The organism is Pseudomonas entomophila, assembly GCF_013523125.1.
GTDB lineage: Bacteria > Pseudomonadota > Gammaproteobacteria > Pseudomonadales > Pseudomonadaceae > Aquipseudomonas > Aquipseudomonas entomophila_B.
Map to the genome: position 1 here is coordinate 63,389 of NZ_JAAMQJ010000004.1, position 14,236 is coordinate 77,624.

The window sequence follows — 14,236 nt, forward strand, 5'->3', positions numbered from 1 at the left end:
CAGGCCAGTCGAAAAGCTGCCAGTTTGAGCCTGCGGCGGGCGCGCTGACAACCCCGGCATGACAGGTCGCGCGTCGTGCAGTGACAGGCGCGGTCAATCACAGGATAATGCGCGCACTTCACGAGGCGGCCCGCCGCTGGCGAACCGGCCTTGGTAGCCGCTGTCTGTACCCATTGTCCGGCTGTTCGTCCCTGACAACCCAGGAGTGTCTGGTTTGATCGTCTTCCGTTATCTCTCCCGCGAGGTCCTGGTGACCTTGAGCGCCGTCAGCGCCGTGCTGCTGGTGATCATCATGAGCGGGCGCTTCATCAAGTACTTGGCCCAGGCGGCCCAGGGCGCGCTCGATCCTGGCGTGCTGTTCCTGATCATGGGCTTCCGTCTGCCCGGCTTCCTGCAACTGATCCTGCCGCTGGGGCTGTTTCTCGGCATCCTGCTGGCTTATGGGCGGTTGTACCTGGAAAGCGAGATGACTGTGCTCTCGGCCACCGGCATGAGTCAGCAGCGCCTGCTGGCACTGACCCTGGCGCCGGCGGCGCTGATCGCCGTGCTGGTGGCCTGGCTGAGCCTGAGCCTGGCGCCGGTCGGCGTGGCGCAGGTGCAGAAGATCATCAGTCAGCAGGACGCGCTGACCGAGTTCGACACCCTGGTGCCGGGCCGCTTCCAGACCTTGCGCGACGGCACGCGGGTGACCTACACCGAGGAGCTGTCCGATGACCGCGCAAACCTCGGTGGCGTGTTCATTTCCGAAAAACGCCTGAATCAGGACAAGACCAAGGAGCGGGGCCCGTCGGTGCTGGTCGCCGAGCGGGGTCACCAGGAAGTGCGTCCCGACGGCAATCGCTACCTGATCCTGGAGAACGGCTACCGGTACGACGGTAACCCGGGCGAGGCCGACTACCGCGCCATCCAGTACGACACCTATGGCGTGCTGCTGCCCAAGCCGGAAGTCAGCGAGGAAGTCACCGAGCGCGAAGCGATCCCGACGATGCAACTGCTCGGTCAGGACGGGCTGCGCGAGCGGGCCGAGCTGCAGTGGCGCCTGTCGTTGCCGATCCTGGTATTCATCGTGACCCTGATGGCCGTGCCGCTGTCGCGGGTCAATCCACGTCAAGGCCGCTTCCTCAAGCTGCTGCCGGCGATTCTTCTGTACATGGCCTACCTGACGATGTTGATTTCCGTGCGTGGCGCCCTGGAGAAGGGCAAGCTGCCCATCGGCCTGGGCATGTGGTGGGTCCATGGCATATTCCTGCTGATCGGCCTGGCGCTGCTGTACTGGGAGCCGCTCAAGCTCAAGCGTGCCGCCCGCCGTGCGGGGGTGGCCCAATGACCAAGCTGGATCGCTACATCGGCTCCAGCGTGCTGCTGGCCATCCTGGCGGTGCTGGGCATCATCCTTGGCCTGGCCTCGCTGTTCGCCTTCATCGACGAGATGGGCGACCTGAGCGACACCTACACGCTGTGGGAGGCCGGCTGGTACGTGCTGCTGACCGCGCCACGGCGGTTGTACGACATGCTGCCGATGGCCGCGCTGATCGGCTGCCTGATCGGCCTGGGCACGCTGGCCAGCAGCAGCGAACTGACCATCATGCGCGCCGCGGGCGTGTCGATCGGGCGGATCGTCTGGGCGGTCATGAAGCCGATGCTGGTGCTGATGCTGGCCGGTCTGCTGATCGGCGAGTACGTGGCGCCAGCCACCGAGAACGCCGCACAGGCCCGGCGCTCGCTGGCCCAGGGCGCGGGCGAATCGCAAAGCTCCAAGCACGGCATGTGGCACCGTCAGGGTGAGGAGTTCGTGCACATCAACTCGGTCCAGCCCAACGGGCTGTTGCTGGGCGTGACGCGTTACCGCTTCGATGACCAGCGCAAGATTCTCAGCGCCAGTTTCGCGCGCCGTGCCACCTACGCGACCGATCACTGGAGGCTCAACGAGGTCAGCACGACCTGGTTCCGCGGCGATCACACCGAAGTGGTCAAAGCCGACGAAGAGCGCTGGGACGTGTCGGTCACGCCCGAGCTGCTCAACACCGTGATCCTGGCGCCGGAGTCGCTGTCCATCACCGGGCTGTGGGACTACATCCACTACCTCGGCGACCAGGGCTTGAACAACGCACGCTACTGGCTGGCGTTCTGGACCAAGATCCTGCAGCCGGCGGTGACGGCAGCCCTAGTACTGATGGCGATCTCGTTCATCTTCGGGCCGCTGCGCTCGGTGACGCTGGGGCAGCGGGTGTTCACCGGCGTGCTGGTGGGCTTCGTGTTCCGCATCGCCCAGGACCTGCTCGGCCCGTCGAGCCAGGTGTTCGGCTTCCCACCCTTGCTGGCCGTGCTGTTGCCGGCCGGTATCTGCGCCCTGGCCGGGGTGTGGCTGTTGCGTCGGGCGGGCTAAGCGGCGGCATCCGGCAAGCAGCCTCTACGGCCGCTTGCCGGGCCGTGCAGCCCTGCACGACCTATCGCGGGCAAGCCCGCTCCCACAGGTACGGGGTTTCAGGGCAGTTCTGCCTGATGTTCGGGATCGCAAGGTCTACAAGCACCGCATTGCGCGGGGACGTTGCCCCAGGCAAGCGCAGCCCTCCTGTGGGAGCGGGCTTGCCCGCGATAGGGCCCTCGAAGGTAACCTGAACCCTCGATGTCCAGCAGGCAAATCGATTCTCCCGATGAGCTTCACGCCTGGCGCTTGGGCAACCGCACCAGTCGGCTGCCAGAACACAGGTCGTGCCAGCCGCGCCGCTGTCCATCGCGCAGTGCCCAGACGAACCCAAGCCCAAGACACCCCCACGAAAAGATCGCGACCACAAAGCGTACCGCAGCCTGGCCCAGGCTGAGCGCACCGCCTCCCTGGTTCTCCACCCGCACCCGCCATACCTGCATGCCCAAGGTCTGTCCTTCTCGCGTCCAGAACAGCGCGAAGAACCCGAACAGCACGCCCAGCAACACGAGCCTCAGCCACGGATCGCCATCCAGGGCTCCGCTTTCGCTCAGCACCCGCAAACGCGCGTCCCCTATGATCGCCAGGCGCGCCAGCGTATAGAGGCCTGTGGTCACCATCAGCAGGGCGAGGCACAACAGGCTGTCGTAAAGCAGGGCCGCCAGGCGTACGCCGAGCCCCGCAGGCGGGAAATCGCCGGAAGGTCGCAGGGGCGGGCAGGCCATGGCGGATACTCTCGTGGGGGAAGGATTCGTGAAGACGAAAAAAACCCCCGCCCAGGGCGAGGGTTCTTTCGACGCGTCGCGATTACTCGGCGACTTGGACTTTGTCGGCCTGCATGCCTTTCTGGCCCTGCACGGCTTCGAAGGTGACCTTCTGGCCTTCTTTCAGGCTCTTGAAGCCGTTACCTTCGATGGCACGGAAGTGCACGAACAGGTCTGCACCGGATTCTGGGGTGATGAAGCCGTAACCTTTCTCGTCGTTGAACCACTTGACGGTACCGTTCTGACGGTTAGCCATTGTCTTATTTCCTATGAAACTTGAATGAGATGACAGTTGCTTTCATGCAGGGATGAAAGTGCACTGGGCCGGGTTGCGGAAAGTAGGACGACGAACGGGTTGTAGCAGGCTATGGCTACTGGCCCAGGTCACGAACTGTTGCGACCCACGCAAACACAGTGATTCGACTCTACGCCAACTTCGGCGGCAAATACAAGCCCTCTCCAACCCCCTTTCGCCGACCTCTCGACAGGAGCCCAACGCCGCGTGGCGTCTGGGCTGAAGACCTGCCGAGCAGACAGGCGGCAGGTTCGAAAACGAACATGCCGCATTGCCCTGTCGGCTTTATCGGCCTCGGTAGTAACGCGTCTCCACGAAGGGCAGGGCGCTCGGTATCACCGGTATGTGCTTACCACGCACGACGGCGAACAAGCGCCGCGTGTCGAGTGGCGCCTGTGTGTCGAGATAGGCCATGGCCACCGGCGCACTGCGCGTCGGGCCATACCCACCACTGCACACCGTGCCGACCACGTGCCCCTGGCCGTCGACGATCTCGGCACCTTCGCGCACGGGGGTGCGCTCCTGGACCAACAGCCCCGTCCGTTTGCGTTCGACGCCTTGCGTACACTGCGCAAGCACGCGCTCGGCCCCAGGAAAGCCACCGGCGCGCGCGCCACCCGTACGACGGGCCTTGGAAATCGCCCAGCCCAGCCCCGCCTCCAGAGGCGTGGTGCCGACACTCATGTCATGCCCGTACAGGCACAGGCCGGCCTCCAGACGCAACGAGTCGCGCGCACCCAGGCCGATGGCCTCGACCTGCGGATAGGTCAGCAGGCGCCGAGCGAGCGCTTCGGCCACGGGAGTGGGGACCGAGATCTCGAAGCCGTCCTCACCGGTGTAGCCCGAACGGCTGACGATGCAGTTCTCCCCCAGCAGGCGCACTTCACGGACCTGCATGAAGGTCATCGAGGCCACCTCGGGTGCCAGGTCTTGCAGGACCTGCACGGCGGCCGGCCCTTGCAGGGCCAGCAGCGCGCGCTCTTCGAACAGCGCATGGATGTCGCACTGCCCCTCCAGGTGGCGGCGCAGGTGCGCCAGGTCCTGATCCTTGCAGGCGGCGTTGACCACCAGCAGCAACCGGTCCGGGCTCAGCCTGGCCACCATCAGGTCGTCGAGGATGCCACCGTTCGAATCGGTGAACAGCGCGTAGCGTTGCATCCCCTCCGGCAGGTCGATGAGGTCCACCGGCACCAGGGCCTCCAGCGCCGCGGCGGCCTGCTCGCCCACCAGCAGGATCTGCCCCATGTGCGAAACGTCGAACAGCCCGGCCTGCGCCCGGGTATGCAGGTGCTCCTTGAGCACGCCCAGCGGATACTGCACCGGCATCTCGTAGCCGGCGAACGGCACCAGGCGTGCGCCCAGCTCGAGGTGCAAGGCGTGCAGCGGGGTCTTGCGTAATGTGTCGCTCATGCGGATTCCTCAGGCGTCCTGATAGTGTTCGACCGACGGGCAGGCGCACACCAGGTTGCGATCGCCGAAGACGTTGTCGACCCGGCCCACCGGCGGCCAGTACTTGTCCTGCACCAGGCTCGGCACGGGGTACACGGCCTGCTCGCGTCCGTAGCCATGCGGCCAGTCACCCACCAGTTCGGCGGCCGTGTGCGGGGCGTTTTTCAAAGGGTTGTCCTCACGGTCCGCCTGACCGGTCTCGATGGCGCGGATTTCCTCGCGGATGCGGATCATCGCTTCGCAGAAGCGCTCCAGCTCGTGCAGCGATTCGCTTTCGGTGGGCTCGATCATCAGGGTGCCCGCCACCGGGAACGACATGGTCGGGGCATGGAAGCCGAAGTCGATCAGGCGCTTGGCCACATCGTCCACCGTGATGCCGCTGGTCTCTTTCAGAGGTCGCAGGTCGAGGATGCACTCGTGCGCCACCAGCCCATTGCTGCCAGCGTACAGCACCGGGTAATGCGCCTCCAGGCGGCGGGCGATGTAGTTGGCGTTGAGGATGGCGACCTGCGACGCACGCTTCAGGCCGCTGCCGCCCATCATGCGGATGTACATCCAGGTGATCGGCAGGATGCTGGCACTGCCGAACGGTGCGGCGCAGACCACGCCGTCGGCATTGCCCAGGCGCGCATGCCCGGGCAGGAACGGCGCCAGGTGCGCCTTGACGCCGATCGGCCCGACACCTGGCCCACCGCCCCCGTGGGGAATGCAGAAGGTCTTGTGCAGGTTGAGGTGGGAGACGTCGCCGCCGAACTGGCCTGGTGCGCATAGCCCGACCATCGCGTTCATGTTGGCGCCGTCGATGTACACCTGGCCGCCCTGGGCATGGATGATGGCGCAGATGTCCTTGATCGCCTCCTCGAACACGCCGTGGGTGGACGGGTAGGTGATCATCAGCGCGGCCAGGTTCGCGCCATGCTGTTCGGCCTTGGCCCGCAAGTCGGCCAGGTCGACGTTGCCCCGCGCATCGCAGGCGGTCACCACCACGCGCATGCCGGCCATGTGCGCGGTGGCCGGGTTGGTGCCGTGGGCCGAGGACGGGATCAGGCAGACGTCGCGGTGCGCCTCGCCCCGGCTGCGGTGGTAGGCGCGAATCGCCAGCAGGCCGGCATATTCGCCTTGCGAGCCGGCGTTGGGCTGCAACGAGACGGCGTCGTAGCCGGTCGCGGCGCAGAGCATGGCCTCGAGTTCGTCGGTGAGCTGACGGTACCCCTGGCTCTGCTCGGCGGGCACGAACGGGTGCACGTTGGCGAACGCCGGCCAGGTGACCGGGATCATCTCGCTGGCGGCATTGAGCTTCATGGTGCAGGAGCCCAGCGGGATCATGCTGCGGTCCAGGGCCAGGTCCTTGTCGGCCAGGCGCCGCAGGTAGCGCATCAGTTCGGTTTCGCTGTGGTGACGGTTGAACACCGGGTGCCGCAGGAAGGCCGATTGGCGCAGCAGGGACGTCGGCAGCGGGGAGAGGGTCGCCTCGGCCAGGGCCTCGAAATCCGGACACGGTTGTTGCTCGGCGAACAAGGCCCAGAGCGCCTCGACGTCGGCGGGCGTGGTGGTTTCATCCAGCGACAGGCCCAGGTGCTGCGCATCGATCGCGCGCAGGTTGATCCGCTGCGACCGGGCGCGCTCGTGCACCTGCATCGTGGCGCCGCCGGTGGCCAGGGTCAGGGTGTCGAACCACGCTTGGGTCACGACCTTCACGCCCAGCTGGCGCAGCCCGGCCGCCAGGATGCTGGTCAGCGTGTGCGTGCGCTGGGCGATGCGCGTCAGGCCGACCGGACCGTGGTACACCGCGTACATGCTGGCGATGTTGGCCAGCAGGACCTGCGCCGTGCAGATGTTGCTGGTGGCCTTCTCACGCCGGATGTGCTGCTCGCGGGTCTGCATGGCCAGGCGCAGCGCCGGTGCGCCGAAGCGGTCGACCGACACGCCGACCAGGCGCCCGGGCATGTCGCGCTTGAACGCGTCGCGGGTGGCGAAATAGGCCGCATGGGGGCCGCCGAACCCCAGGGGCACGCCGAAGCGCTGTGCCGTGCCGATGGCCACGTCGGCACCGAATTCGCCCGGTGGCGTCAGCAGGGTCAGGGCCAGCAGGTCGGCGGCGATCACCACCAAGGTGTTGGCCTGGTGCAGACGCTCTACCAGGGCGCGATGATCGACCACATCGCCCTGGCTGGCCGGGTATTGCAGCAAGGCGCCGAAGAACGTGGTGTCGGTCGGCCAGGCCTGCTCGTCGCCCACCACGATCTCGATGCCCAGCGGTGCGGCACGGGTGCGCAGCACGTCCATGGTCTGCGGGTGGCAATGGCAGGAGACGAAGAACGCATCGCTGGCCTTGTTCTTCGACAGACGCTTGCAGAAGGTCATGGCCTCGGCCGCCGCCGTGGCTTCGTCGAGCAGCGAGGCGTTGGCGATGGGCAGACCGGTGAGGTCGCTGATCAGCGTCTGGAAGTTGAGCAATGCCTCCAGACGGCCTTGGGAAATCTCGGGCTGATAGGGTGTGTAGGCGGTGTACCAGGCCGGGTTTTCCAGCAGATTGCGCAGGATCGGCGCAGGCGTATGGCAGTTGTGGTAACCCTGGCCGATGAAACTCCTGAACAGTTGGTTGCGCTCGGCGATGGCCTTGAGTGCGGCCAGGGCATGGGCTTCGCTTTGCCCATCGCCTGCGGGCAGCACGCTGCTGCCCTTGATGCTCGCCGGAATGACGGCGTCGGTCAGTGCGTCGAGCGAGTCGAAGCCCAGGGTCTGGAGCATGACCTGCTCGTCGTCGTGGTCAGGGCCGATGTGACGGCTGACGAATTCGTTGGCGGTGCCAAGTGTATGGGACATGGTGCAGTTAACCTCGACCTGTGGTGATCGTTCGGTGAAGCGCACGGCGCCCGAAGGAGCCCACGGGTCAGGAGGGCGGTGCGTCGTGCTGCTTTGACGAGCTCGACGCTCTGCGTAGCAATAACGCGGCCAACCTGTGGAGACCCTTCAGTACATCGAGCCATAACCCGGTATCGACCTGAAAGAATGGGTGTGTTTTCTCCTTCCTCACGGTGCAGGCGCGATAGAAGGCTTGGACCAAGCGCTTGAGTACGGGTACACCTGCGTTGTCTGTAGCGAAATCGTTCCAGTCTCACGGAGGTGCGTCTTGGCTATCCTGGGTACCATCTGGATCTAAGGCTGGAATGCTTGCTTCTATGCGTATGTAACGATATCGCTACGTCGTATCGATATCGTTCCGATCAGCTCAGGTTGCGGATGCCGTACTTGCGCAGACGATGGGCAATTGCCGTGTGCGATGTCTCCAGGCGAGTCGCCAACAGACGTGTTGAAGGGAAGCTGACATAGAGTTTTTGCAGCAGGTCGCGCTCGAAGGCCTCCACGGCCTGCTCGAGGCTGACTATTTCGCTGTCCTGTCTGCCGCCCACCGAGGTGCCGGCGATATCGAGATCGTCGATCCCTACCCAGGGACCCTCACAGATGGCGGCGGCACGAAAGATCACGTTCTGCAACTGGCGCACGTTGCCCGGCCAGGGATTGGCCGCCAGTGCCGCATGGGTGGCCGTGGCCAGGCGACAGGCCGGGCGCTGGATCTGGGCGCAAGCCTGCTGCATGAACATGTGCGCCAGCAGCAGGATGTCCTGGCCGCGCTCGCGCAGGGGCGGTACCTGAAGGTTCAGCACGTTCAAGCGATAGAACAGGTCTTCGCGAAAGCTGCCTTGGGCGACCATGGCTTCCAGGTCACGGTGGGTCGCACTGATGATGCGCACATCGACCTTGATCTCGCGGTCACCCCCCACCCGGCGAAACGTGCCGTCGCTGAGAAAGCGCAGCAGCTTGGCCTGCAGGTAGGGCGACATCTCGCCGATTTCATCGAGAAACACCGTGCCGTGGTTGGCCAGCTCCATCAACCCCGGCTTGCCGCCGCGCTGGGCGCCGGTGAAGGCGCCGGGTGCGTAGCCGAACAGCTCGCTTTCGGCGAGGCTTTCCGGCAGCGCCGCGCAGTTGAGTGCCAGGAAAGGCCCGTTGCGTCGACTGCTGGCGGCATGGCAACCACGGGCCACCAGCTCTTTGCCGGTCCCCGTCTCGCCTTGCACCAGCAAGGGCGCCTCCAGCCCGGCCACCCGCAGTGCCCGTGCCTTGAGGGTCCGGATGGCGGGCGATTCGCCCAGCAAGGCGTCGAACCCCTCGGCATGACCATGGTGCAGGGCCGACAGCCGCTCGCCCATGCGCTGCGGCGGATACAGCGTCAGCAGACCGCCGGCGTCGGTGATCGGCGTAGCGTCGAGCAGCAGGCTCTGGCCATCGAGCTGCACCTCGCGCATCGGCAGGCGAAAGTTGTTGTCCAGCAGCGCTTGGTGCAAGGCCGGGTCGCCGAACAGCTCGCCGATCGAGCGCCCGGCCGATTCGCGTCCGCACAGCGCGATGAACGCCGGGTTGGCGAGCAGCACCTGGCCGGCGCGATCGACTGCCAGCACCGGGTCGCTCATGGCCGCCAACAAGGCATCGAGCTGCAGATGGCGGCGTTGTCCTGGCAGGATGTCGACCACTTCCACGGCCTGCACGCCGTTCACCTCGAACAGGGCGTCGTGCAACTCTTCGAGTACCGACGGGCTCAGGGTCGGGGCGTCGATGTAGACGTTGGGCGGAACCATCTCCACGGCATCGAGGTTGAGGTGGCGTGCACCGAGCAAGGCCAGGACTTCCTGGGTGATGCCGACGCGGTCGATGAAGCTGACATGGATGCGCATGGAGGAGGGCCGCAGGGTAGAAGCGCGCAGTATGCCTGGGGACTGGCGACGGTGCGAAAGAATCGGCGGGTGGCAGGCAAAGGCGACAGATCCGCTGGCGATTCACGCTGGCGAACGGCCAGGTTGCCGAACGCATGGGGGTTGGCAGGCCTCGTCGAGGTCGGCCCGGTGGCTGCCGTGGAAGGGCCGTGCCACCTCTCCGGTCTTCGCGCTACACCAGATGCTCCGGCTTGACCGGGTCGCCCGAATGCACGTCCAGCTGGGCACGCACGTCTTCGAACATCGCATCGTAGCAAGCGTGTGCCGAAACGATGCCGGCATCGCTGGGCAGCCCATGACGGTGCGCGATGCGGGTGGCGTGGCGGGCGAAGTCGAACGCCTGGTCCTTGGGCAGGAAGAACGTCTCGTCCAGGGCCGTGCCCTGGACCGTGCCGTGCAAGCGGAACTGCATGCCCTGACCCTCCCGTGGATCCTGGGCGACCTCGTAGTCCAGGCTCAGCTCGTAGCTGTGATCGTCCTTGTTCAACGCATGACGCTCGATGTGCAGGTGACCAGGTACGAAACGGGCCATGTCGATCTCCTCAGGGCTGGGGTGGCGAAGGGTGTGCCCTTCTGGCAGGCAGTGCATGACAGCTTGCCGCACAGGTCAACCCCCTTGCGACTTGCGGTCCTCCGAAGGGCTCGCCGGGGACGGCGACAGGACGACCCGTTCAGGCCGCGACCAGATCCACAGGTTGCCCAGCGCCATGCCGCCGATGGCCAGGAACACCGGCCAGCGATGCTCGAGCCAGACCAGCATCACGACCGCGCAGACGAGCATGCTCACGGTGGCGCTGACCTTGGCCCGACGCTGGATGACCTTGCCGTTGCGCCAGTTGTGCAGGATCGGCCCGAACACCCGGTGCGTTTCCAACCAGGCGCTGAGCCTGGGCGAGCTGCGCGTCGCTGCCCAGGCCGCGAGCAGGATGAACTCGGTGGTCGGCAGCCCGGGGATGACGATCGCGATCAGGCCGATCCCCAGGCTGGTGTAGGCCAGGAGCGCGTAGAGCAGGCGGGACAGCTTGGATCGGGCGGGCTGGGTCATGGTCTCGCGCAACGGTGGTTCGACCGCCAGCAGCGGCGGTCGAGTACGGGTCAGGCGCATGCCGTCTCGTTCGCGTAGGCATGCTGGAGCAGAACGGTGAAGCGTTCGAAGGCTGCGACCGCGCCGTGGTCGGCAGCGACGTCCTGTTCGGCGCTCAAGGTTACCGCATCGAGCGCCCGAACGAAGCGTTTCCAGCCATCGGCGCGGCCGCCTTCGGGTTCGCTCAGGTGGCGTGCCCCGAAGTGCGCCGACAAGCCCAGGGCTTCGGCGCGCTTGATCAGGAACGCAGCGCCCAGTTTGGAGCCTTCCGAGACGAAGATCCAGCCCAGTGCGCTACCCAGGTCGAGCGCGGTCGGCGCACCTGCGACGGCCGCCGGAAGGGGCAGACCCAGATCGACCAGATCCAGGCGCGCCTCCTCGGCGCGGCAGCGTTGCGGCAAGTCGGGAAACAACGCCACCAGACGTGGATCGCCATACAGCGGTCGCAGCTCTGACTGGAACAGGTACTGAGCGGCGACGAAGCGAGCGAAACGCGCTCGGTCGTCGAACGGCGCGTGGCTTTTGACCAACGCGTCCAGAACGCTGTGCGGGGCGTGGGTGACGTGGTTCAGGCGCTGCGAGCGCAGGAGGGGGCGTTCAACGGATGAGGTTTGGGTCATGGCAGCCTCTCGAGGCGAAGTGAAGAGCACTCAATAAAGACGAACCAGAGCGTTCGCATACGTAACGATCGCTCTGGTCCACGGTCATGTCGCTTGGTCAGATGTCCCACACCAGGTTGATGGCGACGTTACGCCCTGGTGCCGTCAGGCGATCCAGATTGGCGGGTTGGGTCACGGCCGCTTCGCTCTGGCCATTGCTGCCCACCGAGGCGTACTTGCGCACGTCTTCCCATTGGCGATACTGCTTGTCCGTCAGGTTGTACAAGCCTGCATTGAGCGTCAGGTCGTCGGTGAGCTTGTAGAAGCCCGTGAGGTCGAGTACGCCATAACCTGCGGTCCTGAAGCCGGTGCTACTGCCATCGGGCGCGTAGAACTGCGTGTCGTCCACACGGCTCTTGCGTTTCACCAGGGTCCAGCTCAACTGCGCGCCATGCCTGGCCCGTTCATAGCCCAGACCCAGAACACCGGTCAGCGGCGCGACGCTGTTCAGCGGCTGACCGGTATCGTCGTTGCGGCCATGCTGGTAGGCCACCGACGCCAGCGAGTAGAGCCCGTCGAAGCCACCGAAGCGGTCGAGGTTCAGGCGGCCTTTGAGCTCGGCCCCCTGGATGGTGGCACGCTTGATGTTGTTGGCCTGGAAGGTGGTCTCCAGGTTGGCCGACTGCACGCCGTTCTCGTCGATGAAGTCGCGGTACCGGTTATAGAAGGCCGCCACGGAGAACTCCCCGGTGTCGTAGTGGCCACGCACGCCTGTCTCCAGGCCTTTGCTGGTTTCTGGTCTCAGGCCAGGGTTTGGCTGGACCACGTAACCATCGCCGATGTTTTCGAAACGCCCGTACAGCGATTTGGCCATGGGCGTGCGGAAACCCTCGGCATACTGGGCATACCAGGTGTTCTGCTCATCGAGTGCATAGGTCAGGCCCAGCTTGGGCGACAGGCGGTGCCAGGTCTTGGACGAGTCGTCGACACGGCTCGGCATCCCGTTGCTGCCTTGCAGCGAGCGCAGGTAGGCGTCGGTCATCTTCGGTTCGAGGTGCGTGTAGTCGTAGCGCAGCCCAGGCAGGAAGGTCCAGTCGTTCCAGCGAATCTCGTCCTGCACGAACAGGCTGTAGGTGTCGTAAGTCGGGTCCGGGAAGTCGCTGACCTGCGGCTGCGCGCTGTCCGGCCGGTCGGCGCCTACACGGGGGCGCTTCGACCCGACGGCCAGGCAGGTCGCCGTGCCGCTGCGCGAACCGGTAATCCGCTCGTGACGCCAGGTTGCGCCATAGGTCACCTGGTGCTGCGTCGCGGCCAGGTCGAAGGCCTTGTCCAGCTGCATGTCATAGACCCACTGACGATTCTTGTACGTGGTGTGCCGCGTACGCAGTACCCGATAGCTGAACGGGAAGTAGTCTTCTTCGGTGGACTGGTCGGTCTTGGCCAGCTGGTAATTCAGGCTCCATTTGACCTGGTCGGCCATGGGTGTATCGAGGCCGAACTGGTTGTCGATGCCGACGCGCTCACGGGTGATGGTGTCGTTGCCGAGCCGACTACGGTACAGGCCCAACGGACGGCCATCGTTGAACGGGCCACCTACGGCGCTGAGCTGGTTCTGGTCGCGATCGTCCTTGTAGCGCTCGTAGGTCAGCCCCAGACGCGCATCCTCGTCCAGGTGCCAGCCCAGCTTGGCGAGCACGTTGGTGGTACGCACGTCCTGGGGGTTGGCCTGCGTGCGTGCCACGCCGGTTCCACCATGCCGCCCATAGGACTCGGTCTCGTGGCCGTTGCGCTGGCTCAGGTGCAGCAGGCCTTCGACATCGCCCTGACGGCCGGCCACGGTGGCCGAGGTCAGCCAGCTGTCATCGGCCGAGCTGTAGCCGGTCTTGAGGCGCGCGCCGACGTCTTGGCCTGGCTTGATGATGTCGTCGGGATCGAGGGTGAAATAGCTGACCGCGCCGCCGATTGCGTTGCTGCCATAGAGCACCGAAGCCGGCCCGCGCAGGATCTCGACACGCTTGATGATCTCCGGGTCGACGTAGTTGCGTTGGGTTTGCGCGTAAGGCCCGTAGAAGAAACCGTCGGGAACCGTCACGCCATCGATTTGCGTGAGGATCCGCTCACCGTCGATGCCACGGATGTTGTAGCCGTTCAGACCGCTGCGCTGGCCGACACCGCCGACGATGACGCCTGGCTCATGGCGCACCAGTTGCTTGATGTCGTTGACGTTCTGCCGGTCCAGCTGCTCGCGGGTCTGCACGCTGACCGTGCTCGGTACCGAGGCGACGTCCTGTGGCGTGCGCGTGGCGCTGACGGTCAGCTGTTGCAAAGCGATGACGGAGTCGGCCTGTTCGCGCTCGAGCACCACATGGCCGTGGCTGAGCGGCCGGAAGCGCAGCCCGGTGCCTTGCAGCAGGCGCTGCAACGTCTGCTCGGCCGGCAAGGTGCCGTGTACGCCTGGCGACGACACGTCGGCCACCAGTGCCGTCGGATAATCGACCTGCCAGCCTGTGACCTGCATGAAAGCCTCGAGCGCCGAGACCAGAGGGCGTTGATCGAGGGTGAACGCAGTCGGGTCGGCGGAGGACGGGCTTGCCTGGGCGCGCGGCTCGGCCATGACGGCGGGGCCGTAGAGACCACTGGTCAGCATCGCCAGTGTCAACAAGGACAGCTGGCTCAGGCGGCGTGGAGTCGTGGAGGGGTGAAGTGGACCTGTGAACATCGAGGCGCTCCCTGTCGCGCGAATCGTTAGAGGCAGTGACCGATCCCGTGAATGAATGGAAATCAGTTGCATTGGCTATAACAAGACGCATGAGCCTGTGGAATCGCGTAAAAAAACCGTCGAAGCC

The 14,236-nt window shown here is 65.5% G+C and carries 11 protein-coding genes; 2 read left to right on the forward strand and 9 right to left on the reverse strand.

Features of this window, described 5'->3' with window-relative positions:
- The first annotated feature begins 214 nt into the window (after nt 1–214).
- The gene (gene lptF / locus G7007_RS03845; RefSeq protein ID WP_181099102.1) at nt 215–1,327 is read left to right on the forward strand and encodes an LPS export ABC transporter permease LptF; all 1,113 of its coding nucleotides are present in this window, start codon (nt 215–217) and stop codon (nt 1,325–1,327) included.
- On the forward strand, nt 1,324–2,385 hold the full coding sequence (gene lptG, locus G7007_RS03850) for an LPS export ABC transporter permease LptG (protein WP_181099103.1): 1,062 nt from the start codon (nt 1,324–1,326) through the stop codon (nt 2,383–2,385). Before lptF ends, lptG begins: the two co-directional genes overlap by 4 nt.
- Nucleotides 2,386–2,660: 275 nt before the next feature.
- On the opposite strand, the gene G7007_RS03855 is transcribed toward lptG, so the two are convergent.
- The 9 genes from G7007_RS03855 to G7007_RS03895 form a co-directional block, all read right to left on the reverse strand.
- Nucleotides 2,661–3,149, reverse strand: coding sequence for an RDD family protein (locus G7007_RS03855; RefSeq protein ID WP_181099104.1), 489 nt, complete (start codon nt 3,147–3,149; stop codon nt 2,661–2,663).
- Between the two features lie 82 nt (nt 3,150–3,231).
- Complete coding sequence (locus G7007_RS03860; RefSeq protein WP_145185302.1) at nt 3,232–3,444, reverse strand: cold-shock protein; 213 nt, start codon at nt 3,442–3,444, stop codon at nt 3,232–3,234.
- A 324-nt stretch (nt 3,445–3,768) separates the two neighbouring features.
- Nucleotides 3,769–4,893: a glycine cleavage system aminomethyltransferase GcvT gene (gene gcvT / locus G7007_RS03865; RefSeq protein WP_181099105.1), complete on the reverse strand. Its 1,125-nt coding sequence runs from the start codon at nt 4,891–4,893 to the stop codon at nt 3,769–3,771.
- A gap of 9 nt (nt 4,894–4,902) precedes the next feature.
- Complete coding sequence (gene gcvP, locus G7007_RS03870; protein ID WP_181099106.1) at nt 4,903–7,758, reverse strand: aminomethyl-transferring glycine dehydrogenase; 2,856 nt, start codon at nt 7,756–7,758, stop codon at nt 4,903–4,905.
- Between the two features lie 401 nt (nt 7,759–8,159).
- On the reverse strand, nt 8,160–9,668 hold the full coding sequence (locus tag G7007_RS03875) for a sigma-54-dependent transcriptional regulator (RefSeq protein ID WP_181099107.1): 1,509 nt from the start codon (nt 9,666–9,668) through the stop codon (nt 8,160–8,162).
- A 211-nt stretch (nt 9,669–9,879) separates the two neighbouring features.
- Nucleotides 9,880–10,239 carry a DUF5064 family protein gene (locus G7007_RS03880; RefSeq protein WP_181099108.1) on the reverse strand — a complete coding sequence of 120 codons (360 nt, stop codon included), beginning with the start codon at nt 10,237–10,239 and terminating at the stop codon, nt 9,880–9,882.
- 75 nt (nt 10,240–10,314) lie between these two features.
- Nucleotides 10,315–10,752, reverse strand: coding sequence for a YbaN family protein (locus G7007_RS03885; protein ID WP_181099313.1), 438 nt, complete (start codon nt 10,750–10,752; stop codon nt 10,315–10,317).
- A gap of 50 nt (nt 10,753–10,802) precedes the next feature.
- On the reverse strand, nt 10,803–11,411 hold the full coding sequence (locus G7007_RS03890; protein WP_181099109.1) for a biliverdin-producing heme oxygenase: 609 nt from the start codon (nt 11,409–11,411) through the stop codon (nt 10,803–10,805).
- Between the two features lie 97 nt (nt 11,412–11,508).
- The gene (locus G7007_RS03895) at nt 11,509–14,109 is read right to left on the reverse strand and encodes a TonB-dependent receptor (protein WP_181099110.1); all 2,601 of its coding nucleotides are present in this window, start codon (nt 14,107–14,109) and stop codon (nt 11,509–11,511) included.
- Nucleotides 14,110–14,236 lie beyond the last annotated feature (127 nt).